Origin of the sequence: Paenibacillus sp. RC334, assembly GCF_030034735.1 — a bacterium.
GTDB classification, from domain to species: Bacteria; Bacillota; Bacilli; order Paenibacillales; family Paenibacillaceae; genus Paenibacillus; species Paenibacillus terrae_A.
Map to the genome: position 1 here is coordinate 2,227,284 of NZ_CP125370.1, position 21,441 is coordinate 2,248,724.

20 protein-coding genes are annotated in these 21,441 nt (G+C 47.4%); all 20 read left to right on the plus strand.

Translation table 11 applies throughout. The annotated features are described in order from the left end of the window. Positions 1-176 precede the first annotated feature (176 nt). Positions 177-1,073 (plus strand): dipicolinate synthase subunit DpsA, encoded by an 897-nt coding sequence (gene dpsA / locus QMK20_RS10540; RefSeq protein WP_283655660.1) that lies wholly within the window; start codon positions 177-179, stop codon positions 1,071-1,073. Beyond that, positions 1,073-1,666, plus strand: a complete 594-nt coding sequence (locus QMK20_RS10545; RefSeq protein ID WP_044644831.1) for a dipicolinate synthase subunit B — start codon at positions 1,073-1,075, stop codon at positions 1,664-1,666. The genes dpsA and QMK20_RS10545 overlap by 1 nt, the downstream gene beginning before the upstream one ends. A 135-nt stretch (positions 1,667-1,801) precedes the next feature. Continuing rightward, positions 1,802-2,839 (plus strand): aspartate-semialdehyde dehydrogenase, encoded by a 1,038-nt coding sequence (locus tag QMK20_RS10550; RefSeq protein ID WP_283655661.1) that lies wholly within the window; start codon positions 1,802-1,804, stop codon positions 2,837-2,839. 36 nt (positions 2,840-2,875) lie between these two features. After that, on the plus strand, positions 2,876-4,093 hold the full coding sequence (gene dapG / locus QMK20_RS10555) for an aspartate kinase (protein WP_283655662.1): 1,218 nt from the start codon (positions 2,876-2,878) through the stop codon (positions 4,091-4,093). 41 nt (positions 4,094-4,134) lie between these two features. Further along, positions 4,135-5,016 (plus strand): 4-hydroxy-tetrahydrodipicolinate synthase, encoded by an 882-nt coding sequence (dapA, locus tag QMK20_RS10560; protein ID WP_283656247.1) that lies wholly within the window; start codon positions 4,135-4,137, stop codon positions 5,014-5,016. Positions 5,017-5,369: 353 nt separating this feature from the next. Continuing rightward, entirely contained in the window at positions 5,370-7,049 is a 1,680-nt protein-coding gene (locus QMK20_RS10565) for a ribonuclease J (RefSeq protein WP_044644827.1), read from the plus strand. Between the two features lie 238 nt (positions 7,050-7,287). Continuing rightward, entirely contained in the window at positions 7,288-8,142 is an 855-nt protein-coding gene (locus tag QMK20_RS10570) for a ClpP family protease (RefSeq protein ID WP_283655663.1), read from the plus strand. Beyond that, on the plus strand, positions 8,139-8,351 hold the full coding sequence (locus tag QMK20_RS10575; RefSeq protein ID WP_014281138.1) for a YlzJ-like family protein: 213 nt from the start codon (positions 8,139-8,141) through the stop codon (positions 8,349-8,351). Before QMK20_RS10570 ends, QMK20_RS10575 begins: the two co-directional genes overlap by 4 nt. Positions 8,352-8,454: 103 nt before the next feature. Next, on the plus strand, positions 8,455-11,136 hold the full coding sequence (locus QMK20_RS10580; RefSeq protein WP_283655664.1) for an FtsK/SpoIIIE family DNA translocase: 2,682 nt from the start codon (positions 8,455-8,457) through the stop codon (positions 11,134-11,136). Positions 11,137-11,365: 229 nt separating this feature from the next. Beyond that, positions 11,366-12,211: a spore cortex-lytic enzyme gene (gene sleB / locus QMK20_RS10585; RefSeq protein WP_283655665.1), complete on the plus strand. Its 846-nt coding sequence runs from the start codon at positions 11,366-11,368 to the stop codon at positions 12,209-12,211. Between the two features lie 157 nt (positions 12,212-12,368). After that, positions 12,369-13,649: an EF-P 5-aminopentanol modification-associated protein YfmF gene (gene yfmF, locus QMK20_RS10590; protein WP_283655666.1), complete on the plus strand. Its 1,281-nt coding sequence runs from the start codon at positions 12,369-12,371 to the stop codon at positions 13,647-13,649. A gap of 3 nt (positions 13,650-13,652) precedes the next feature. Beyond that, positions 13,653-14,933: an EF-P 5-aminopentanol modification-associated protein YfmH gene (yfmH, locus tag QMK20_RS10595; protein WP_283655667.1), complete on the plus strand. Its 1,281-nt coding sequence runs from the start codon at positions 13,653-13,655 to the stop codon at positions 14,931-14,933. Then, a complete protein-coding gene (ymfI, locus tag QMK20_RS10600; protein WP_283655668.1) occupies positions 14,933-15,721 on the plus strand; it encodes an elongation factor P 5-aminopentanone reductase in 789 nt (262 codons plus the stop codon). The genes yfmH and ymfI overlap by 1 nt, the downstream gene beginning before the upstream one ends. A 105-nt stretch (positions 15,722-15,826) precedes the next feature. Next, positions 15,827-16,081, plus strand: a complete 255-nt coding sequence (locus QMK20_RS10605) for a DUF3243 domain-containing protein (protein ID WP_014281144.1) — start codon at positions 15,827-15,829, stop codon at positions 16,079-16,081. Positions 16,082-16,320: 239 nt separating this feature from the next. Then, entirely contained in the window at positions 16,321-17,094 is a 774-nt protein-coding gene (locus tag QMK20_RS10610) for a DUF3388 domain-containing protein (RefSeq protein ID WP_235332175.1), read from the plus strand. A gap of 30 nt (positions 17,095-17,124) precedes the next feature. Further along, a complete protein-coding gene (locus tag QMK20_RS10615) occupies positions 17,125-18,246 on the plus strand; it encodes a helix-turn-helix domain-containing protein (protein WP_283655669.1) in 1,122 nt (373 codons plus the stop codon). A gap of 81 nt (positions 18,247-18,327) precedes the next feature. After that, positions 18,328-18,492, plus strand: coding sequence for a hypothetical protein (locus QMK20_RS10620; protein WP_162833917.1), 165 nt, complete (start codon positions 18,328-18,330; stop codon positions 18,490-18,492). Between the two features lie 143 nt (positions 18,493-18,635). After that, the gene (locus QMK20_RS10625; protein WP_025685003.1) at positions 18,636-19,127 is read left to right on the plus strand and encodes a YajQ family cyclic di-GMP-binding protein; all 492 of its coding nucleotides are present in this window, start codon (positions 18,636-18,638) and stop codon (positions 19,125-19,127) included. 208 nt (positions 19,128-19,335) lie between these two features. Next, positions 19,336-19,923: a CDP-diacylglycerol--glycerol-3-phosphate 3-phosphatidyltransferase gene (pgsA, locus tag QMK20_RS10630; RefSeq protein ID WP_283655670.1), complete on the plus strand. Its 588-nt coding sequence runs from the start codon at positions 19,336-19,338 to the stop codon at positions 19,921-19,923. A gap of 95 nt (positions 19,924-20,018) precedes the next feature. Further along, on the plus strand, positions 20,019-21,287 hold the full coding sequence (locus tag QMK20_RS10635; RefSeq protein WP_283655671.1) for a competence/damage-inducible protein A: 1,269 nt from the start codon (positions 20,019-20,021) through the stop codon (positions 21,285-21,287). Positions 21,288-21,441 lie beyond the last annotated feature (154 nt).

Consider the following 21,441-nt stretch of genomic DNA (forward strand, 5'->3'; position numbering starts at 1 on the left):
CATTTTGGAGAATGTAACTGAATTGTCGATTTTAAGCTAGAGCATGAATAGCATATGAATATGGATACACATAAAAAGCCGTCCCGAAAAGGGGCGGTTTTTTTGTGTTTCTTCACCTATCTATGGGTGGCTGCATAGACTAAAAACATATCGTGTCTCGGAAAGGAGTGATCCGGATGCTAACAGGAATACGCATCGTTGTATTGGGTGGCGATGCGAGGCAGCTTGAGGTAATCCGAAAATGTGTAGACATGGATGCTACCGTCAGCGTGGTCGGCTTTGACCAGCTTGAAGAGCCGCTCAGAGGAGCATCGCGGGATTCGTTGTCTGTCAAGCTGCTTGAATCGGCAGATGCGCTTGTGCTGCCAGTTGTGGGGTGTGATGAGGGAGGCAATGTGAACGCACTTTTTGGATCGCAAAAGCTGCAGTTTCTGAATGAGCACGCCGCTGCTCTTCCGCCCCACTGCGTCGTATATACGGGGATGGCGCGGACGTACTTAAAAGAAATTTGTTCCAGACATGATTTAAAGCTGGTGGAGTTGCTGGAAAGAGACGATGTGGCCATATATAACTCGATACCTACGGCGGAAGGCGCACTGATGATGGCGATTCAGCATACGGATTTTACGATTCATGGTGCAAATTGTATGGTTCTGGGCATGGGACGGACTGGATTTACCATGGCCAGGGCGCTACAAGGATTGGGAGCCAGAGTGAAGGTCGGGGTACGTAGGGCAGAAGATGCGGCGAGAGCGGTAGAAATGGGCTGGAAGCCTTTTATGACAAGGGATTTGGCGGATGAGACTCAGGGAGTTGACTTGATTTTTAATACGATACCCTCTATGATTATCACAGCGCAAATCCTGTCTAAATTGCCACAGGCTACCGTGATTATTGACCTTGCTTCCGCCCCGGGCGGGTGTGATTTTCGTTTTGCGGAAAAGCGTGGAATTACGGCCATGCTCGCCCCCGGTCTTCCCGGTATTGTCGCTCCCAAAACTGCTGGTGCCATTATAGCGAATACGCTGGTGCAGTTGTTAATGGAAGATAATCCTGATCGGGGTGATGCGTAATGAGTTGGCAAGGGAAAACGGTAGGTTATGCAATTACAGGTTCACACTGCACATTTGAAGAGGTTATGCCTGTTATACAGCGTTTTGTTGACGAGGGCGCGAAGGTTGTTCCCATTATATCCAATACGGTATTAACAACGGATACCCGCTTCGGTACTTCGCAAAGTTGGCAAAAACAGTTGAAAGATATAACAGGGAATGATATCATTTCTACAATTGTGGAGGCTGAGCCACTGGGTCCCTCCCAAATACTCGATGTACTGGTGATTGCACCCTTGACGGGGAATTCGATGAGTAAGCTGGCGAATGCCATGACAGACAGTCCGGTTCTGATGGCCGCCAAGGCCCAATTGCGCAACGGTCGTCCACTTCTTTTGGCCATATCAACCAATGATGGGCTTGGTTTGAATGCTGCGAATATCGCCAAGTTACTGGTAGCCAAAAATATATTTTTTGTGCCGTTCGGACAGGACAATCCAGTTAAAAAGCCCAATTCACTTGTGGCTGACATGGAGCTGATTCCAGAAGCCGCTTACGCTGCTATGCAGGGCAAACAGCTTCAACCGATGATTGTGGAACGCAAGACTCCATGAAGTACTATAGTTAACTGCTGAGCATCCCTCGCCTAGAAGATGATTCGATGATGCATCGGGTCTAATTTCTTGTTGGCGGTGGATGCTTTCAGAATAAAAAAATGGTTTTTTAGTCGAGAAGGGGAGATACACCAGATGAGCAATAGAAAGTTTAATGTAGCTGTCGTTGGAGCGACAGGCGCCGTAGGAGAACAAATCGTAAATCTGCTGGAAAAACGGGATTTTCCTGTGGATAAAATTAAATTTCTTTCTTCGCCTCGTTCTGCCGGCACTTTAATTAGCTTTAAAGGTCAGCAAATTCCAGTAGAGATTGCAACCCCCGACAGCTTTGAAGGAATCGACATTGCCTTGTTCAGCGCAGGCGGAGACGTAAGTAAGGAACTGGCACCACATGCTGTTCGTCATGGCGCAGTATGCATTGACAACACAAACGCCTTCCGGATGGATCCTACAGCTCCTCTTGTCGTTCCTGAGGTGAACAGCGACAAAATTGCCAAGCATCAAGGGATCATTGCCAACCCGAACTGCTCCACCATCCAGATGGTAGCTGCTTTGAAACCATTATATGATCAGTATGGCATTTCCCGTATCATCGTATCCACATATCAAGCGGTGTCCGGGGCTGGAAGCCGTGCCATTGATGAACTGAATCGTCAAAGTGCAGCGATCCTTAACGGTGAAGAAGTTCAGCCTGATCTGCTGCCAGTCGGTTCATTGCCGGTGAAGCATCAAATTGCTTTCAATGCTATCCCGCAAATCGACAAATTCCAGGACAACGGCTATACACTGGAAGAAATGAAAATGGTACTTGAAACGAAAAAAATATTGGATGATGAATCCGTGGACGTAACAGCAACGTGTGTACGTATTCCTGTCGTATACGGACACTCGGAATCCGTCTATGTAGAGCTTAAAAAAGATTATGATTTGGAAGAAATCCGCAATCTGCTTGCTTCGGCACCGGGAGTAACCCTGGTAGACAATCCTGCTGCGCAGCTCTATCCGCTGGCATCCGAAGCCGCAGGGAAACCTGACGTATTCGTTGGACGTGTACGTCGTGATTTGGGCAACAGCCGTGGATTGAATCTGTGGGTCGTATCCGACAACCTGCTCAAGGGAGCAGCATGGAACGCGGTGCAAATCGCGGAGATTATTGCTGCAAATGCGGAATAACGTTCCTGAAGCAGGGAGTAAGATGGGGGAAAAGCGATGAGTATTTTAGTACAGAAATTTGGGGGAACCTCGCTGTCCACACCCGAAGCGCGTCAACTGGTGCTAGGACATGTGAAGCGAGAGCTGGAACAACATTTTCAACTGGTTGTCGTTGTGTCGGCCATGGGGCGGAAAGGAGAGCCTTATGCCACGGACACGCTGCTCGAATGGGCGGCGTCTAACGGCGACAGTCTTCCTAAGCGTGAACGGGATTTACTGCTGTGCTGTGGTGAAATCATTTCTGCCGCTACATTATGCAGCCTGATGGAAAATGAAGGTATTCCTGCTACGGTGCTGACTGGGGCACAGGCGGGCTTTATTACGGATGATCAATACGGCAATGCTCGTATTTTGGATATAAAGCCAGACCGTATCGTGGAAGAGCTGAACCAGGGCCGTGTCGTCATTGTGACAGGCTTCCAGGGTCAGACTGTAAGCGGTGATATGACTACCTTGGGTCGTGGTGGCAGCGATACTTCCGCTACCGCTCTGGGTGCCGCTCTACAAGCGGACATGGTAGACATTTATACGGATGTGAACGGCATCTTGACCGCCGATCCGCGCATCGTGGAAAATGCAAAACCGCTTGCCCATGTCAGCTATACGGAGATTTGTAATATGGCTCATCAGGGGGCAAAGGTTATCCATCCCCGTGCTGTTGAAATTGCCATGCAGGCGAATATTCCGGTTCGGGTTCGCTCTACCTTTTCCGAAGGGGAAGGAACGCTGGTCACCCATCCGGAGGGCTTTAAGGACGTACAGGCAGACATCGTTGACCGTTTCGTGACCGGTATTGCGTATGTCGGCAACGTCACACAAATTACCGTAGAATTAAAGCCAGGCTCGGAGCATTTGCAATTACAAGTATTCAAATCCATGGCTGAGCATGGAATCAGCGTCGATTTTATTAATGTAACTCCATCCGGAGCGGTTTATACCGTGTTCGATGCTGATGGAAGCAAAGCGGTTGAAGTACTGAACGGTCTGGGCTTGGAGCCTAAAATTTTGGCAGGGTGCGCTAAAGTATCCGTCATAGGCGGCGGTATCAATGGGGTACCTGGCATTATGGCGACGATTGTAGAGGCATTGGCAGAATCAGACGTACAGATTCTTCAATCGGCAGATTCCAACACGACGATTTGGGTACTCGTTAAAAAAGAAGATATGGTGCAGGCTGTACGCGCATTGCATAATAAATTTGAACTCCATCAATAGGCGCAATGTCCGTGCTCGGACTTGCAAAAAAAGGAGGCAGCATGGTGAACTTCGGCAGACTGATTACCGCAATGGTGACACCTTTTGATCAGCAAGGAGAGATTAACTGGACTGCATTGTCCTCGTTGATTGATTATTTAATAGAAGAACAACATTCGGAGTCTCTTGTCGTATCAGGAACGACGGGCGAGTCTCCTACCCTGAGCGATGATGAAAAAATCAAGTTGTTTGCATTTACTGTAGAAAAAGCAGCCGGACGATGTAAAATCATTGCCGGTACCGGTAGCAACAATACACGTCACTCCATTCATCTGACCCGTGCTGCGGAGCAGGCGGGGGTAGACGGTATTTTGCTGGTAGTGCCTTATTACAATAAACCGAATCAGGAAGGGATGTATCAGCATTTTGAAAGTATTGCAAATTCCACATCCCTTCCAGTCATACTGTATAATGTACCAAGCCGTACCGCAGCCAGCTTGACCGTGGAAACGACGCTGCGTCTTGCGCAAATCTCTAACATTGTAGGAACCAAAGAATGCGCGTCGCTGGCGCAGGTCACACAGATTGCAGCCGCAGCTCCGGAGGGATTCTTCATTTATTCGGGGGATGACGCTTCCGGGTTGCCTGCTATGGCTGTAGGGGCTTATGGTATTATCAGCGTGGCGAGTCATGTAGTAGGCGCAGAAATGAAGCAGATGATTGATGCACTTGTAGGGGGACACGCACAGCAGGCAGCAAAATTGCATCAGCAGTTGTTTCCGGTTTTCAAGGGTTTGTTCGGCTGTCCTCATCCGCTGCCTAATCCGGTGGCTGTAAAATATGCATTGGAGTTACGGAATGTTTCGGTAGGTTCTGTTAGGTTGCCGCTTATTCCTCCGACCGAAGAGGAAGCGGAATTTATTAAGAAGTTATTTGCCCGCTAATCGGGAAGAATGAATTTTAAATGTTAAATGAATACGGGGAGTACGCTTGTTAAAGGCAGCCGGGAGTAAAGAAGCCGGAGGATTTTATAGCCTTGAAAAGGTACTCCGGCATGAGGGCGTTCTTATAGGGCGCCCTTTTTGCTGTGCCTTTTAACCATGTATCAAGATAATTGAACAGGGAGTAATGGTTTTAGACGGCAGTGGGAAACCTATGCGCAACGAACAGGATGACTTGTTTTTTCTTATTTTAATCATGTATAATGAGGTCAAGTGACTGGGTGCGGTATTCTTTTGAAAATTAAATAAATAAATCAAGGTACGACGTCCAACTACCATAGGAGGTTTAGATTCATTTGTCTAAAAAAACAAACAACGATAAATTGATGATTTTCGCTTTGGGCGGCGTCGGTGAAATCGGGAAAAATATGTATGTCGTTCAATACGGCAATGACATTGTCGTGGTGGATTCGGGTCTGAAATTCCCGGAAGAGGACATGCTTGGCATTGATATCGTTATTCCTGATATTTCCTACCTTACGGAGAACCGCGACAAGGTAAGAGGCATTGTGCTGACTCATGGTCATGAGGACCATATCGGCGGTTTGCCTTACGTGCTGAAACATTTGAATGTACCGGTATACGGTACCAAATTGACGTTGGGGCTGGTGGAAAACAAGCTGAAGGAAGCGAATCTGCTTGGCGAAACCAAACGTATTTTGATCAATGCTGATTCCGAAATCAAGCTGGGTTCCACACTGAAAGCAACATTCTTCAGAACAAACCACAGTATTCCGGATTCTGTAGGTGTATGCATTGATACTCCTGAAGGTGCTGTTGTTCATACAGGTGACTTCAAGTTTGATCATACTCCGGTAAACGGACAATATGCAGATTTGCAGCGTATGGCTGAAATCGGCACACGTGGCGTACTGGCTCTTTTGTCAGACAGTACCAATGCGGAAAAACCAGGCTTTACTCCATCGGAAAAAAGCGTCGGCATCGTGCTGGAAGACATTTTCCGTAAGTCGAAACAACGTGTAGTTGTAGCTACTTTTGCTTCCAACGTACACCGTATTCAGCAGGTTATTAATGCTGCTGAATCGACAGGACGCAAAGTGACGGTTATCGGTCGCAGTATGGTTAATGTCGTAGGGATTGCTTCCGATTTAGGCTATTTGGAAATTCCGGATGGAATGCTGATCGAGCCTGAGGAAGTTGGCAAAATGTCAGCGGATCGCGTAGTTATTCTCTGCACAGGTAGCCAAGGCGAGCCTATGTCTGCTCTAACAAGAATGGCGCGTTCCACACATCGTAAGGTGGATATTCTTCCGGGAGATTCGGTTATCATCGCAGCTACACCGGTACCGGGTAATGAAAAATATGTCGGTCGCACGATTGATGAACTGTTCCGTTTAGGTGCCAATGTTTATTACAGCGCAGCTAATCCGGGAATTCACGTTTCCGGACACGGAAGCCAAGAAGAACTCAAACTGATGCTGAATCTGATGAAACCTAAATTCTTCTTGCCAATTCATGGTGAGTTCAGAATGCAACGTCGTCATGCCCTCCTTGCCGAATCGGTGGGTGTAGAGCCGGACAACATTTTCATCACAGATATCGGTGAAGTTATTGAAATTCAGAACGGCGGAGCACGCAGAGCTGGTAAGGTTACAGCGGGCAACGTGTTAATCGACGGACTGGGTGTAGGAGATGTAGGGAATATCGTATTACGCGACCGCAAATTGCTGTCACAGGACGGTATTTTGGTTGTTGTTGTCACCCTGAGCAAGCAGGACGGCACGATCAAGTCTGGACCGGATATCATTTCCCGTGGTTTCGTATATGTCCGCGAATCGGAAGGTTTGCTGGATGAAGCGAATCGTATTGTCTCAAGCACACTGCATAAGCTCATGAGCGAGAATGTAAATGAATGGGCTTCCCTTAAAACAAATGTCAAGGATGCGCTGGGTCGCTTCTTGTATGAGCAAACTCGTCGCAGACCGATGATTTTGCCAATCATTATGGAAGTGTGAGTCAATTGAAATTTGCTCAAAAACCTGAATTAAAAACTTAAGTCACAGGCACACAGTCGCCTCTCTTCCCGCAGGAAATATTGGACGGTTTCCGCGGGAGGGGAGGCTTTTTTGGCTTTTTCGGGTGAGGAAAGAAGGAAAAACATGGGGGGCGGGTATAAAATATTCCATTTCCATCCCATACTATAGGGTGAATACGGGTCACAAAGACGCGTAAAGCGAAAGGAAGATCGCCCACATGGAACAATACAGCAACCTATCATCCGGCAGACAAGAAACGGAAGCACCGGATCAACCTATGCCTGAAGTTGGGCAAAGACCCATTTCCCCCGCTATGGAGGCCTTGCAGCAACTGGGACAAACCTCCATGCCCGGAAGCGAATCCAATATTTTTTGCATGACAATAATTGGTCAGATTGAAGGGCATCTGATTCTGCCACCGCAAAACAAAACGACCAAATACGAGCACATTATTCCCCAACTGGTAGCAGCGGAGCAAAATCCCCGTATTGAAGGCTTAATGATTCTGCTGAATACAGTAGGTGGGGATGTCGAGGCAGGGCTGGCTATTGCTGAAATGATCGCTTCAATGAGTAAACCGACGGTGACCATTGTCATTGGAGGCGGGCATAGTATCGGTGTACCTATCGCGGTTTCGTCCACCTATTCTTATATTGCTGAGAGCGCGACGATGACCATTCACCCGATTCGTATGAATGGCTTGGTTATCGGAGTTCCACAAACGTTTGAATATATGGAAAAAATGCAGGAGCGTGTTGTACGTTTTGTGGTTTCCCATTCGCGTATTACCGAGGAGCGGTTCAAGGAGCTTATGTTTAAAACCGGTGAACTGAATCGGGATATTGGTACTGCCGTTGGGGGAGCCGATGCAGTGAAATACGGCTTGATGGACGCGGTTGGTGGCATCGGAGAAGCATTGAAACAACTGAACACCATCATTGAATCTCGACGTCAGCAAAACGGGATTACAGGGACTCAGCAGCAGGCTCCGTTCGTATCTTTTTCCCCAAATGCTACAGATACCTCGACTGGAACGCTTCCTAATGAGCATAGTGGGGAGTTGCCTCAATGACCTTATATACCGTAATGCCAATGGAAATGGTGTGGGAGGGCATGTGGAAGGAGGCGGAGACGTTTGCGGAGATTCGGGTTGACGGTTTACTTATGCAGGTGCAGCCGCTCGAAAGTCGCAGGGGGATTATCGTGCGATTGCTAGATTGTCCGCTGGAAACTTACCTGAATCCGCGTTATGCACCAGGACAAGTCATCGAATGGTCGTAGAAGGTGTCGAATAGGATGAAAATAGGTCGTTTGATGTTGAAAAAGAACATATGTGCGGATACCGGGTGACGTGGTATAATATTCTTCTGGGGGGTGACCTTGAATGTCCAGAAGAAGGAAAAGGAAAAAGAAAGCCGCGTTTGGCGGAGTTCTAAAATTCGAAATTTACGGCATTGTGCTGATAACTTTGGCGGTCATTGCGCTGTCGGGTGAAGCGGCAGTCGGTCGGTCGCTATCCAAGATGTTTGGGCTGGTACTGGGGAAATTTTATTTTGTCATACCCCTGATCGGCATTTATTATGGTCTGATGGTGATGATTCACCGCAAATGGCCAAACCAGTGGAACTCACGTAAAACAGGGCTGTTGCTGCTGGTATTTGCCTTTACGCTTATGAGCTCTATTTCATCTATGGAGCAGCGTTTGGGGCCGATTAATGCACTTCAACCAGGCGGGGTGATGAGCCAGATACATATAGATATGCGTGAGCAGTTGCTATCGCCTGACAAGGAAGGCCATATCTCAATGCTGAACAAGGATATTAGCGGGGGATACATCGGCGCATTGCAGCTTACTGTGCTGTTGTGGCTGTTTGGTCTTACGGGTGCCAAGCTGATTATGATTGTAATGTTTGTGATTTGTTTTATGCTGCTGACCCAGCTGTCTTATGTGGATCTGGTGCGAATTGTTCGGACGAAGATGCTGGCAGCAGGGGGTAGCGTTCGGAAAAAATGGATTGGTAAAGCCACTCCACTTTCGGCATCTGGCAGAGGTACCGGGAATAAAAAAATCAAGTCCGAGTCGATTCCTGCTTATGAGGAAGATATGGATGATGATTTCGATGAAATGCAGCCTCCGGCGCGTAAGCAGCCGATTTTCTTTCAGCTGTTTGGCCTGAAAAAATCGGCTGGAGAGGACAAGGATGATCGTTCTGTTCATGCTGATGAGGATGATCAAGAGCATGCTTATGAAGCTGAGGAAGGACAGCCCTTGTGGAGAAACGCCAAGCAAGCAGAAGAATTGTCCGATACTGCTGAACACATAGAGGAGGAAGCTTCTGTTTCGGTAAAAAGGTCACCGATCATTCGGGATTTCTTCGAGCAGGTGAAGCATGAGGAAAGAAGACCTGAGGATGAATCAGAGGCATCCTTGGCCGGGTCAGAGCAGACGGATTCAGCTTATGATGAGTCGCTGGATGACAACTTTATGGATGCCGCTGTAAACACAGATACGGACGGTATGGCAACAACAGTTCATAATACACCGGACAGTGCAGATGGACAGGCCCAAGCGAATGCAACGGGGACGTCAGGCGAAGAGACTGCAGGCACAACTGCGGCCATTCCTGCTCCACCGCCACCCAAGCCTTACAAGCTCCCGTCGTTCCGTTTGCTTGCCAAGCCACAAAACGTGGGCAAAGGCCTTGGGCAAAAGGATTACATGCAAACGGCACGCAAGCTGGAGGCCACATTGGAAAGCTTTGGCGTACGGGCAAAGGTACTGGAGGTTGTCCGTGGACCTGCGGTGACGCGTTATGAAATTCAGCCGGACATTGGTGTGAAGGTCAGCCGTATTGTAAGCCTGACGGATGACATTGCGCTTGCGCTCGCTGCGAAGGATATTCGTATGGAGGCTCCAATTCCAGGCAAATCGGCTATCGGTATTGAGGTTCCGAACAACGAGGTTTCTATTGTAACGATGCGTGAGGTTATGGAGACGACCATTTTCCAGGAGTCTGTATCCAATTTGTCCATTGCGTTCGGACGTGATATTGCAGGCCAGACGATTGTTGGTAATTTGGCCAAAATGCCCCACTTGCTTGTAGCCGGAGCAACCGGTTCAGGTAAATCGGTGTGTATTAACGGTATTATTACGAGTATTTTGTACAAGGCGAAGCCAGATGAGGTTAAATTTCTCATGGTCGATCCCAAAATGGTGGAGTTAAACGTGTACAACGGTATTCCGCATTTGTTGGCACCGGTCGTTACCGATCCGAAGCGCGCTTCACTCGCTTTGAAAAAAATTGTAGTAGAAATGGAAAAGCGTTACGAATTATTTTCCAAATCAGGAACCCGTAACATAGAAGGCTATAATAATTTGATGAAAGACAATCCTGCTGCGTTCCTGCCTTATATCGTCGTTATTGTGGACGAGTTGGCGGATCTGATGATGGTAGCTGCGGGGGATGTGGAGGATGCGATTGCACGATTGGCCCAAATGGCGCGTGCCGCAGGGATTCATCTTATCATTGCAACGCAGAGACCGTCGGTTGACGTAATTACCGGGGTTATCAAAGCCAATATTCCTTCGCGTATTGCCTTTGGTGTGTCCTCGCAGGTGGATTCCCGTACAATACTGGATATGGGCGGAGCCGAGAAGCTGCTTGGACGCGGGGATATGCTGTTCATGCCGATGGGCGCTTCCAAGCCGGTTCGCGTTCAGGGAGCGTTCATGAGCGATCAGGAAGTGGAGAACATCGTTAACTATGTGCGTGAGCAGGGTGAAGCACAATATGATGAAACGCTTGTACCGGAGGTAGAGGAAGTATCTGCTGATGCCGATGAAATGCTGGATGAGCTGTACGATCAGGCTGTCAACATCATTTTAGAGGCCAAGCAAGCATCTGTATCTCTGCTTCAGCGCCGAATGAGGATCGGCTATACACGTGCGGCCCGGTTGATTGACTCTATGGAGGCTCGTGGCGTCATCGGCCCTTACGAGGGAAGCAAGCCCCGTGAGGTGCTTATTTCAATGGAGCAATATCAGCAAAACAAAGTCAGTTCCTGACCATAGGCTTTACCGGAAATCGCATCCAAAATCGCTGTTTGTAAGTGTGGTGTTTGTTTAAATTCGACAACACTATGCGTACAGACAGCGATTTTTTTTTGCTTTTTTTCAGGAATAGAGGAGTAGCCGAATGAAAGAAGATTAAAAGGGTGAATAGCTTTAAGCAGAGCTTGTCATAATAAACGTAGCCATCCTGTTAATCCCACAAAAGAAAGGTAGAGCGCAGCATATGAAAAAGACAATGGTCTGGATTTGCACGGGTATTCTCGCAGCCTCGGCTATCACGTACACAGGACTTATTGCGAACGTCTCTGCGCAGCATGCAGAGCCGCTGAGCACGCAGCAGGAAGTACAAGCAACACAGCCTTCCCAAGCAACATTTAGCACAGAGGCGGTTAATTACGGCTCCTACGGTCAGGATGTATATGAACTGCAATCCCGTTTGAAGCTGTTGGGCTTTTTCGGTGCAGAAGTGGACAGTCATTTTGGCAGTAGTACATTGAAGGCTGTTAAGGGCTTTCAAAAAGAGTTTGGCATCACCCCTGACGGAGTGGTTGGAGCAAAAACAAAGCTAAAGCTGGTGAATGCAACCCCTAATTGGAAACCGACGGAAACGCCTTTACATCGTAAAAATGAGGCTTCTGCTCAGGGGAAGACAGCGGATAATAATAAAACAGATCAAAAAGATGAAACAATGGGATCAGCTAACGCGATGGGACTGTCTGACAACGATCTCAAAATTATGGCTAACGCAGTCTACGGTGAATCCCGTGGCGAGCCGTTTGAAGGACAGGTAGCCGTGGCGGCAGTTATTTTGAACCGGGTCAAATCCCCCAGCTTTCCAAACACACCGTCTGGAGTGATTTTTCAGCCGGGGGCCTTTACAGCTGTAGCTGATGGTCAAATCTGGCTCACGCCAAATGAAACTGCAACAAAGGCAGTTCGCCAGGCACTGAACGGCTGGGACCCAAGCGGAGGCTGCCTCTATTATTTTAATCCAAAAACAGCCACCTCCAAATGGATTTGGAGCCGCCCGCAGGTGAAGACGATTGGTCAGCATATTTTCTGCATGTAAACCGCCGAAGCAGCCGGGAGCTTGTCTCCGGTTGCTTCTTGGCTTTTGCATCGTTAGAATAAAGATTGGCACACTTTACCTCTTTACAGGATAATGATTCACAGCGGCTCATGCTAAAAAGGCTAGACGAAATTGACGTCACAAAGGAGTTTTGGACTTGAACAAAACAGGTTTCGAGCGTGGGACGCGCAGACAATTAAGGATTCATGTACTGCCAACCAAACGCTTCAAGACGTTTGCCATATCATTGTATGTAGGTACTCCACTACGAGAGGAAACGGTAACCCGAGTGGGACTGACACCATTCGTACTACGACGGGGTACAGAATCATATCCGCAGACTACACAATTCAGAGAACAATTAGAGCAATTGTATGGCGCGGGCTTTGGATTTGATGTATATAAACGCGGAGATTATCAAATCGTGCAATTTCGAATGGATACGATTAATGACAGCTTTGTAAACAGCTCGGACAGCTTGCTGGATCGTTCATTTGCTTTTCTCGGAGAGGTGTTGACGAAGCCTGCATTGGAGAATGGAGCATTTCAGACCGGATACGTCCAGCAGGAACGGGAAAACGTACGCAAGAAGCTGGAATCTATAGTCAATGATAAAATTCGTTATGCTGGAGAGCGCTGCATGGAGGAAATGTGCAAAAATGAGCCTTATCGTCTGCATCCCCTCGGTCAGCGGTCTGATCTGGATAGTATAGATGCGCAAGGCCTGTATCAGGCTTATGGAGAATGGCTGGATAACGCCAGCATGGATTTGTATGTGGTTGGAGATACGACGCTGGAGGAAGTGGAGAAGTTCGTAGACCGCTATTTCCAACTGAACCGTTCGGAAGAAAAGGGATATGCTCCTGAACAACCAAAAGCGGTGGAGCGTGATGTACAAACGGTGGTGGAGCGTCTTGATGTAAATCAGGGGAAGCTGAACATGGGATTGCGCACTCCAATTACGTATGGTGACGATCGATATGCCTCCGCCCTGATGTACAACGGGATTTTAGGCGGTTATCCTCACTCCAAGCTGTTCGTCAACGTGCGGGAGAAGGAAAGCTTGGCGTATTACGCCTCATCACGGTATGACGGGCACAAGGGCATAGGGACGATTCAATCCGGTATTGAAATACCCAATTATGAAAAAGCGGTTACCATTATCCGCAAGCAACTGGAAGATACGCAAAATGGGGCGATTACCGAGCTGGAAATGACCCAGACACAGGCGATGATCCGCAATTTATTGAAGGAAATGCAGGATTCCGCTTTTGAAATGATCGCTTACGATTTTAACAGACAGCTTTCCGGCAAAGAGCGTACGGTAGATGAGCTGCTGAGCCAGGTGGAGGCTGTCAAGGTGAAGGATGTTCAGGATGCCGCCCGGACGTTCCGACTGGACACCATTTATTTCTTGAGAGACCAGAAGGGGGAATAGCGGGTGGAGCACATACCTTATGAGCATTTGCAGGAAACGCTGTACTATGAAGTGATGGATAACGGATTACACGTTTATGTGTTGCCCAAACCGGGCTTTCAGAAGACATACGCAACATTTTCGACCAAATACGGCTCAGTCGATAATCATTTTCGTGTGGAAGGTCAGCAGCCGGTTAAGGTTCCGGATGGCATCGCCCATTTTTTGGAGCATAAAATGTTTGAAGAGCCTCAAGGTGATATTTTCGCTACTTTTTCCTCCAATGGGGCATCGGCCAATGCATTTACGAGCTTTGATCAAACGGTATATTTATTTTCCGCAACCGAGCATATTCAGGAGAATTTGACCACATTGGTCAATTTTGTACAGCACCCTTACTTTACAGATGAAAATGTGGAGAAGGAAAAAGGCATTATCGGTCAGGAAATCAATATGTATGAGGATAATCCGGACTGGCGGAGTTACTTTGGCCTGATCGAAGCGCTATACAAGGTCCATCCGGTGCATATTGATATTGCGGGTACCGTTCAATCCATCAGCACGATTACGAAAGAAACGCTGTATAGCTGTTATGAGGCTTTTTACCACCCGAGCAATATGATTCTTTTTGTGGTAGGAGGAGTGGACCCGACGGAAGTAATAGAACTGGTGCGTAACAATCAGGCGAAAAAGGATTACAAGCCTCAAGGAGAGATTGAGCGTATTTTTGACGAAGAGCCTGCTACTGTGGCAGAGAAGCGTCGTGAGGTAAAGCTGGCGGTTTCTCTCCCTAAGCTGTTGTTCGGATTCAAGGAAGCCAAGGTAGGTCTCACGGGTGAGAAACTGCTTCGTCATGATCTGGAAACCAAGTTGATGCTTGATCTTTTGTTTGGCTCCAGTACGCAGCTGTATCAAAAGCTCTACGATGAGGACCTCATTTCAGATAGCTTCGGCCATGAGTACAACAGTACACCGCAGTATGCGTTCTCTGCTATCGGTGGAGATACAAAGGACCCGGATGGGCTGTTGGCGCGGATACGTGAAGAGGTGGGGTCCATTCAAAAACAGGGCTTCAAGGCAGAACATTTTGAACGGGCACGTAAAAAGAAAATCGGCGGTTACCTGCGTATGCTCAATTCGCCCGAAAATATAGCGCATGAGTTTACGAGACATCGCTTCCGGGACGGCGATTTTTTCCAATTGCTTCCGGTCTATGAAAGTATTACACTTGAGGATGTTAACCGTCGTCTGAAGGATCATATTCAGTGGGATCAGATGGGCATATCGCTGGTGGTGAGTCCGTAATGTCCAGGGAGAGGGAAACGATAACCACCAAGGATGGGGAATTAAAAGCCATTGGCGATACGACTGTGCTGATCACAGGAGCAAGCGGCGGGATTGGAGCGGCTATTGCGGAGCGTTTTGCGGCTGTTGGGATGAATGTGGTCATTCACTACATGAAGTCCCATGAAAAAGCGAATGAAGTTGCCCGCCGTTGTATGGCTTATTCAGGCAAGGTGATGACCGTCTCAGCGGACCTGCGGAGCAAGGAGCAGATTGAACGCATGCGTGAGAAGCTGGAGAATCACGGAATGAAGCCAGATATTCTTGTGAATAACGCTGGATTATCTCATTACGGATTGCTGACGGATGTGTCGGAAGAGGAATGGGATGATGTGATGGCCGTCAATGTGAAGGGAACCTTTCTGTGTACGCAGGTTTTTATGCCGCATATGATTTCCCAACGCTATGGCCGTATCGTGAATGTGTCTTCTGTATGGGGAATATGCGGCGCTTCGTGCGAGGTGCTGTATTCCACCACCAAAGGCGGGATCAACGCATTCACTAAAGCACTGGCTCAAGAAGTTGCACCTTCTGGAGTAACGGTAAATGCGGTAGCTCCGGGTGCAGTGGGTACGTCTATGCTGGATCATCTGGACGAAGGGGAAATTTCCAGTCTCGAAGAAGAAATTCCTGCCGGTCGATTGGCTCGGCCTGATGAAATTTCATCACTGGTTTATTTTCTGGCGCTTCCTGAATCCGGTTATATTAACGGGCAGGTCATTAGTCCTAACGGAGGATGGGTGACTTGACGAGAAGTACAGCGTTTGGAGGAAACCACCAGTATAGAGAGCACCTGAGAAGAACATATTATAACTGTTGATTTTAAATCTGAATCATCTAAGGAGGATTTAAGTATGTCAACAGTTGTTCAGAATTTCGATACCTGGAAGAAGTTCCTTGGTCAGCGTGTGGAACAGGCGGAGAAGCTTGGAATCAGCCAGGATACCATTTCAGAGCTTGCTTATGAAATCGGTGATTTTCTGGATGAGAAGGTCGATCCGGCCAACCACTCCAACCGCGCACTGAAAGAACTGTGGGGAGTTGCCGATGAGGACGAGCGTCACACTATCGCCCGGCTGATGGTCAAATTAGCCAAAAGCAACGCATAAGCAGGAACCAACATGAAAAGCTCCCTTTTGGGGGCTTTTCTGTAATGGTTACAGAGCTGTTCTTGTAATTCCTTTGTAATTTATATATCATAAACGTGATCGAGGCTTATGCAATTGTGTTGAATACAAGAAGCCTTTGTGGTCTCAATAATTGATTTTGTCGATTGGTGTTATTTTATGATACAATAAGGCTTTGATTTGGAAATGTTGACGGTTTTGAATGTGAATGAGGTGCTAATGTGACGGAAGAATTGAAACAGTGGTACATGGAGTACAAGATACATAAAAATCGTCCCGGATTGCTGGGAGACATTGCTTCCATGCTTGGTATTCTGGGGGTTAATATACTGACGATCAACGGTGTTGAAGGCGAAAGACGGGGGATGTTGCTGGAAACGGACGATGACGAGAAGATACGCATTCTCGGAGATACTTTAAAAAAGGCCAGCAATATTACAGTTACCGCCTTACGCGCTCCAAGGCTGGTCGATATATTGGCAGTAAGGCACGGACGTTACATTGATCGGGATTCGGATGACCGCAAAACATTCCGCTTTACACGCGACGAGCTTGGGTTACTGGTCGATTTTTTGGGTGAAGTATTAAAGAGGGATGGAAATCAGGTGATTGGACTTCGCGGAATGCCTCGTGTGGGAAAAACCGAATCCATCATTGCCAGCAGCGTATGCGCCATGAAGCGCTGGACTTTTGTGTCTTCAACGTTATTACGGCAGACGGTGCGCAGTCAGCTCTCCGAAGAGGAAATGAACCCTAACAATGTATTTATTATTGACGGCATTGTGAGTACAATTCGGTCAAATGAAAGACATTATCACCTGCTTCAGGAAATAATGAGCATGCCGAGTACGAAGGTTATTGAGCATCCTGACGTTTTTGTACGTGAATCGGGATACAGCTTCGACGATTTCAATTTCATTATTGAACTTCGCAATAATCCGGCTGAGGAAATTATTTATGATACCTTTACAGCCAGTTATACAGAAGATCTTTAAATAAGCGTAATTATACAAGGAGATGATGACATGTCAGAACTGGGTCAGCAATTAAAGGAGGCCCGGCTGCAAAAAGGATTGAGCCTTGACGATGTTCAGGAAATGACGAAGATACGCAAACGTTATCTGGAAGCCATTGAGACGGGCGATTACAAAGTGCTGCCGGGAAGCTTTTATGTCAGAGCTTTTATTAAAACTTACGCTGAAACGGTCGGTTTAAACCCCGACGAGATTCTGGAAGGACATAAAAGCAATGTACCTGAACCAGAGCCGGAAGCTGTCATGGAGCCTGTGACACAGAAACGCTCCAGCCGTCCGGCTACGATTGGGAATCTCAAATGGTTGCCGACAGCTTTAATGTGGCTTTTTCTGGTTCTCATTGTTGGGGTTATTTATGCATATTGGGTGAGTAACAATCATACAGCTCCAAAAACAGCCGAGAATACAACGCCGATTACGACACCGAGTACGTCCATTCCTAACAGCACCAAGGAGGGAACTACGACACCACCGCAAAATACGACGACAACCCCTCCTCAGGAAAGCGCTCAGACAACAACGCCGAATAACGGTCAGACGGCAGCTCCAAATGGTGGCGGCGGACAAACCACTCCTGATGCTGGGCAAACGGGGCAAACCCAACCACCGGAAGGAACAGGTACAGGAACGGATATGACCACTCCTGACAGTAGCCAGCAGCCGAGTACCACTACGCCGCAACAAGGTGTAACCGTGGCTCAGGATGGCAAGCAAGGCAAAACGACGATTTTCAAAGTTTCCAGTGCAACCGGAGCTACAGTCAAGGTGGATATTAAGGCAACGGGGGAAAGCTGGCTTGAGGTGTACAAGGGGCAAAACTCACGTGGTGAAAAGCTGAGTTATGGCATGACCAAAAGTGGAGATTCCGTGTCCTTTGACATCGGTCCGGAAGGCTTGTATATCAAATCAGGACGTTCTTCTGCCACGGATATTTCCGTAGCAGGTCAACCGATAACTGATAATAAATCGACGACTCGTGTTTTGATACAGCAAGGAGAAGCTTCCTCGACCGGAACGAGTGCCGGGGTGAGTGGTACTACTACGGATTCGACTACTGGCAGTACGGATTCAACACAGAGCGGTACAGATTCTTCAACTACTGGCGGTGAATAAACCCTCTATTGCGCGGAAATACTAATGACTGTAATTCATGGGAAGCCCATTTCATTTTCCGCAAAGTGAGGTGTATACATTATGACTGTCAGCTGGATTGTGACAGGGCTTGGTATAATTGTCAGCCTGCTTGGCTATTATCTGACCCCAAGTGCATGGGGCTATGGCATACTGGGCTTTGGTCTTGCTCACATTGTGCTGGGACTTCTGGATATGTTCCGGAATCCGACCCGCAGCCACAGTTAGATATGTTGACCGTGGAATGAAATAAAGGCGTTTTTGTCATTAACTGGCAAGAGCGCCTTTTTAGTGATCGGATTATTGGATTTTTGTAAATGACTAGCCTATAATTAGTTATTGAACTTTGTTGTGGAAAGGAAAGTGAAACGATGGCTTCAGAAAATTCATTTGATATCGTCTCCAAAATGGATATGCAGGAATTGACCAATGCGGTTCATCAGACGGAGCGTGAAATTGAAACACGGTTTGATTTTAAGGGGAGCAAAAGCAGCCTTAAGCTTGAAAAGGAAGCTCTTACAATTGCATCGGAGGACGAATACAAGCTCAACGCGGTAATTGATATTTTGCAATCTAAAATGGCCAAGCGTGGTTTATCCCTTAAAAACGTAGAATACGGGAAGCTGGAGCCAGCGTCTTTGGGTTCAGTACGCCAGCGTCTTGCTCTCAAGCAGGGAATTGATCAGGATAATGCCAAAAAAATTAACATTCTTATCCGGGACTCCAAGCTGAAAGTTAAAAGTCAGATTCAAGGTGATCAGATCCGCGTGACCGGAAAAAACAGGGATGATTTACAAGCAGTCATTCAGTTATTGCGCAAAGCTGATCTACCATTGGAACTTCAATTTACGAATATGAAATAAAGCCGTTTTCCCTCATGCAGATTGTAAGAAAAAATGATGCTTGATGCGCGGCAGGTTATTTTGACATGCGTTTTGCACCATATTATACTTGTAACGAAAATGCAGATGATCAGGTGTATAGCGGTAGTCAAAACGATTTACATAGGATTGAATCCAATCCGAAAACTGCCATTTTTAATCAAGTACGATAATCAGGGGAGAGTGTGTTGTGAATTTACCCAACAGAATTACAATAACGCGGATTTGCCTCATCCCGGTGATGATGCTGGCCTTGCTGGTGGATTTTGATTTCTATCCGCCGCCGATTGAGATCGGAGCTTTCGAGCTGCCGTATAATCAGTTGATGGCGGCTATCATTTTCCTCATAGCCGCCAGCACGGATGGTCTTGACGGATACTTGGCCCGTAAAAATAACATGGTCACCAACTTGGGGAAATTACTGGACCCTCTTGCGGATAAGCTTCTGGTAACTGCTATTTTGGTTTCTTTGGTGGAAATGGGCAAGATTGATTCGTGGATTGTTGTTGTCATTGTTAGCCGTGAGTTTGCGGTTACTGGTCTGCGTCAGATTGCTTTATTGGATGGCTCTGTGGTCGCTGCAAGCAACTGGGGCAAATTAAAGACCATCATCCAGATCGTTGCCATTGTAGCGTTGCTCATTAATAATTTTCCGTTTGTCTTTCTGGGTATTCCGTTTGATTTAATAACGATATGGGCGGCTGCGTTTATTACTATTTACTCGGGAATTGACTATTTTGTAAAGAACAGCCATTTACTTCGCTCCTCCAAGGTTTAACAGGATAAGTTTCATGGGAACAGCGATAGGGAGTTTGCTTATTGCTGTTTCTTTGCATAATTCCCACAACATTCGCTCTACAGGAGGCAGAAACGATGAAAGCTGAAATCATCGCAGTAGGAACTGAATTATTGCTCGGACAAATTGTGAATACAAATGCCCAATATTTGTCACAAGAGTTGGCTACGGTTGGGATTGATGTATATTTTCAGACGGTTGTTGGCGATAACATGGATCGACTTCAGGAAGCGGTACGTCTGGCTCAGAAGCGTGCGGATATTATTTTGTTCTCCGGTGGTCTGGGACCGACTCAGGATGATTTGACGAAAGATGCAATCGCCGCTGTGCTGGGGCGTAAATTACATATAGACCGTCTCGCTATGGATAAGCTGGAACAGTTTTTCCATAATCGCGGGGTGGAAATGACCGAAAATAATCGGCGTCAGGCGCTTTCCATTGAAGGGGCTACTCCTCTTGAAAATGAGACAGGTCTGGCTGTGGGCGATGCGATTGCACAGGATGGTAAATATTATGTAGTTTTGCCTGGACCGCCGAAGGAACTCAAACCGATGTTTGAGAATCAGGCGAAACCTTGGTTGCTCCAGCAAGCACTGAGTGGTGAGGAACTGCCGATTTATTCGAAAATGCTAAAGTTTGCAGGAATCGGCGAGTCAGCTCTCGAAACCCGCTTATTGGATCTGATAAAATCACAGACAGACCCGACCATTGCTCCTTATGCCAAGGAGGGAGAGGTCACAATCCGTATATCCACCAAGGCGGCCAGCGAGAGCGAGGCACTGGTCAAGCTGGGGGCTACGGAAGCAGAAATTCAGCAGCGTCTTTCGGAATACATGTATGCGAGCGAGGACGTCACGCTGGAGAAGGTTATTGTGGATTTGATGTCCAATCGCGGACTGACTGTTAGCGCGGCAGAAAGCTGCACAGGTGGAATGCTGATGGAGCACATCACTTCCGTTCCGGGCAGCTCAGTTATGTTTCAGGGCGGTATCGTGTGTTATTCCAATGAAATGAAGAAGAAGCTGCTCAACGTGCCTCATGATTATTTGGAGGGGGACAATGCGCCCGGCGCAGTAAGCGAGGAAGTAGCCCTTGTGCTTGCAGAGCAGGCGAGAATGGTCACGGACAGTGATTTCGGACTCTCGGTTACAGGTGTAGCTGGACCCGGATATTCTGAGCGGAAGCCGGTTGGTCTGGTTTATATCGGTATTGCTGAGCGTGATAAGGAGACTGAGGTATACGAGCTGAAGCTGAGCGGGAATCGTGAAGCGATTCGTCTGCGGTCTGTTAAAGCAATCCTGTACAGATTATGGCGCAGACTGGTGGAAAATGAGAAGCTCTCTTAATGATCTGTATCCGACGCGAGTTTTCATAGAGTTGTTTTAGGTAAACGATTAATGATATAATCATACTATCGGAAGAACCGTTGCAAAAGCCTTTTTGCCTGCGGTTCTTTTTTGATTTAAGAGACAGATGGAAGTATAGAAGAGAACTGTCTAA

Excerpts from the sequence above, each read along its gene's own strand:
- dpsA (WP_283655660.1), top strand. The coding sequence starts at position 177 with ATGCTAACAGGAATACGCATCGTTGTATTGGGTGGCGATGCGAGGCAG.
- QMK20_RS10545 (WP_044644831.1), top strand. The coding sequence starts at position 1,073 with ATGAGTTGGCAAGGGAAAACGGTAGGTTATGCAATTACAGGTTCACAC.
- QMK20_RS10550 (WP_283655661.1), top strand. The coding sequence starts at position 1,802 with ATGAGCAATAGAAAGTTTAATGTAGCTGTCGTTGGAGCGACAGGCGCC.
- dapG (WP_283655662.1), top strand. The coding sequence starts at position 2,876 with ATGAGTATTTTAGTACAGAAATTTGGGGGAACCTCGCTGTCCACACCC.
- dapA (WP_283656247.1), top strand. The coding sequence starts at position 4,135 with ATGGTGAACTTCGGCAGACTGATTACCGCAATGGTGACACCTTTTGAT.
- QMK20_RS10570 (WP_283655663.1), top strand. The coding sequence starts at position 7,288 with ATGGAACAATACAGCAACCTATCATCCGGCAGACAAGAAACGGAAGCA.
- QMK20_RS10575 (WP_014281138.1), top strand. The coding sequence starts at position 8,139 with ATGACCTTATATACCGTAATGCCAATGGAAATGGTGTGGGAGGGCATG.
- QMK20_RS10580 (WP_283655664.1), top strand. The coding sequence starts at position 8,455 with ATGTCCAGAAGAAGGAAAAGGAAAAAGAAAGCCGCGTTTGGCGGAGTT.
- sleB (WP_283655665.1), top strand. The coding sequence starts at position 11,366 with ATGAAAAAGACAATGGTCTGGATTTGCACGGGTATTCTCGCAGCCTCG.
- ymfI (WP_283655668.1), top strand. The coding sequence starts at position 14,933 with ATGTCCAGGGAGAGGGAAACGATAACCACCAAGGATGGGGAATTAAAA.
- QMK20_RS10605 (WP_014281144.1), top strand. The coding sequence starts at position 15,827 with ATGTCAACAGTTGTTCAGAATTTCGATACCTGGAAGAAGTTCCTTGGT.
- QMK20_RS10615 (WP_283655669.1), top strand. The coding sequence starts at position 17,125 with ATGTCAGAACTGGGTCAGCAATTAAAGGAGGCCCGGCTGCAAAAAGGA.
- QMK20_RS10620 (WP_162833917.1), top strand. The coding sequence starts at position 18,328 with ATGACTGTCAGCTGGATTGTGACAGGGCTTGGTATAATTGTCAGCCTG.
- QMK20_RS10625 (WP_025685003.1), top strand. The coding sequence starts at position 18,636 with ATGGCTTCAGAAAATTCATTTGATATCGTCTCCAAAATGGATATGCAG.
- QMK20_RS10635 (WP_283655671.1), top strand. The coding sequence starts at position 20,019 with ATGAAAGCTGAAATCATCGCAGTAGGAACTGAATTATTGCTCGGACAA.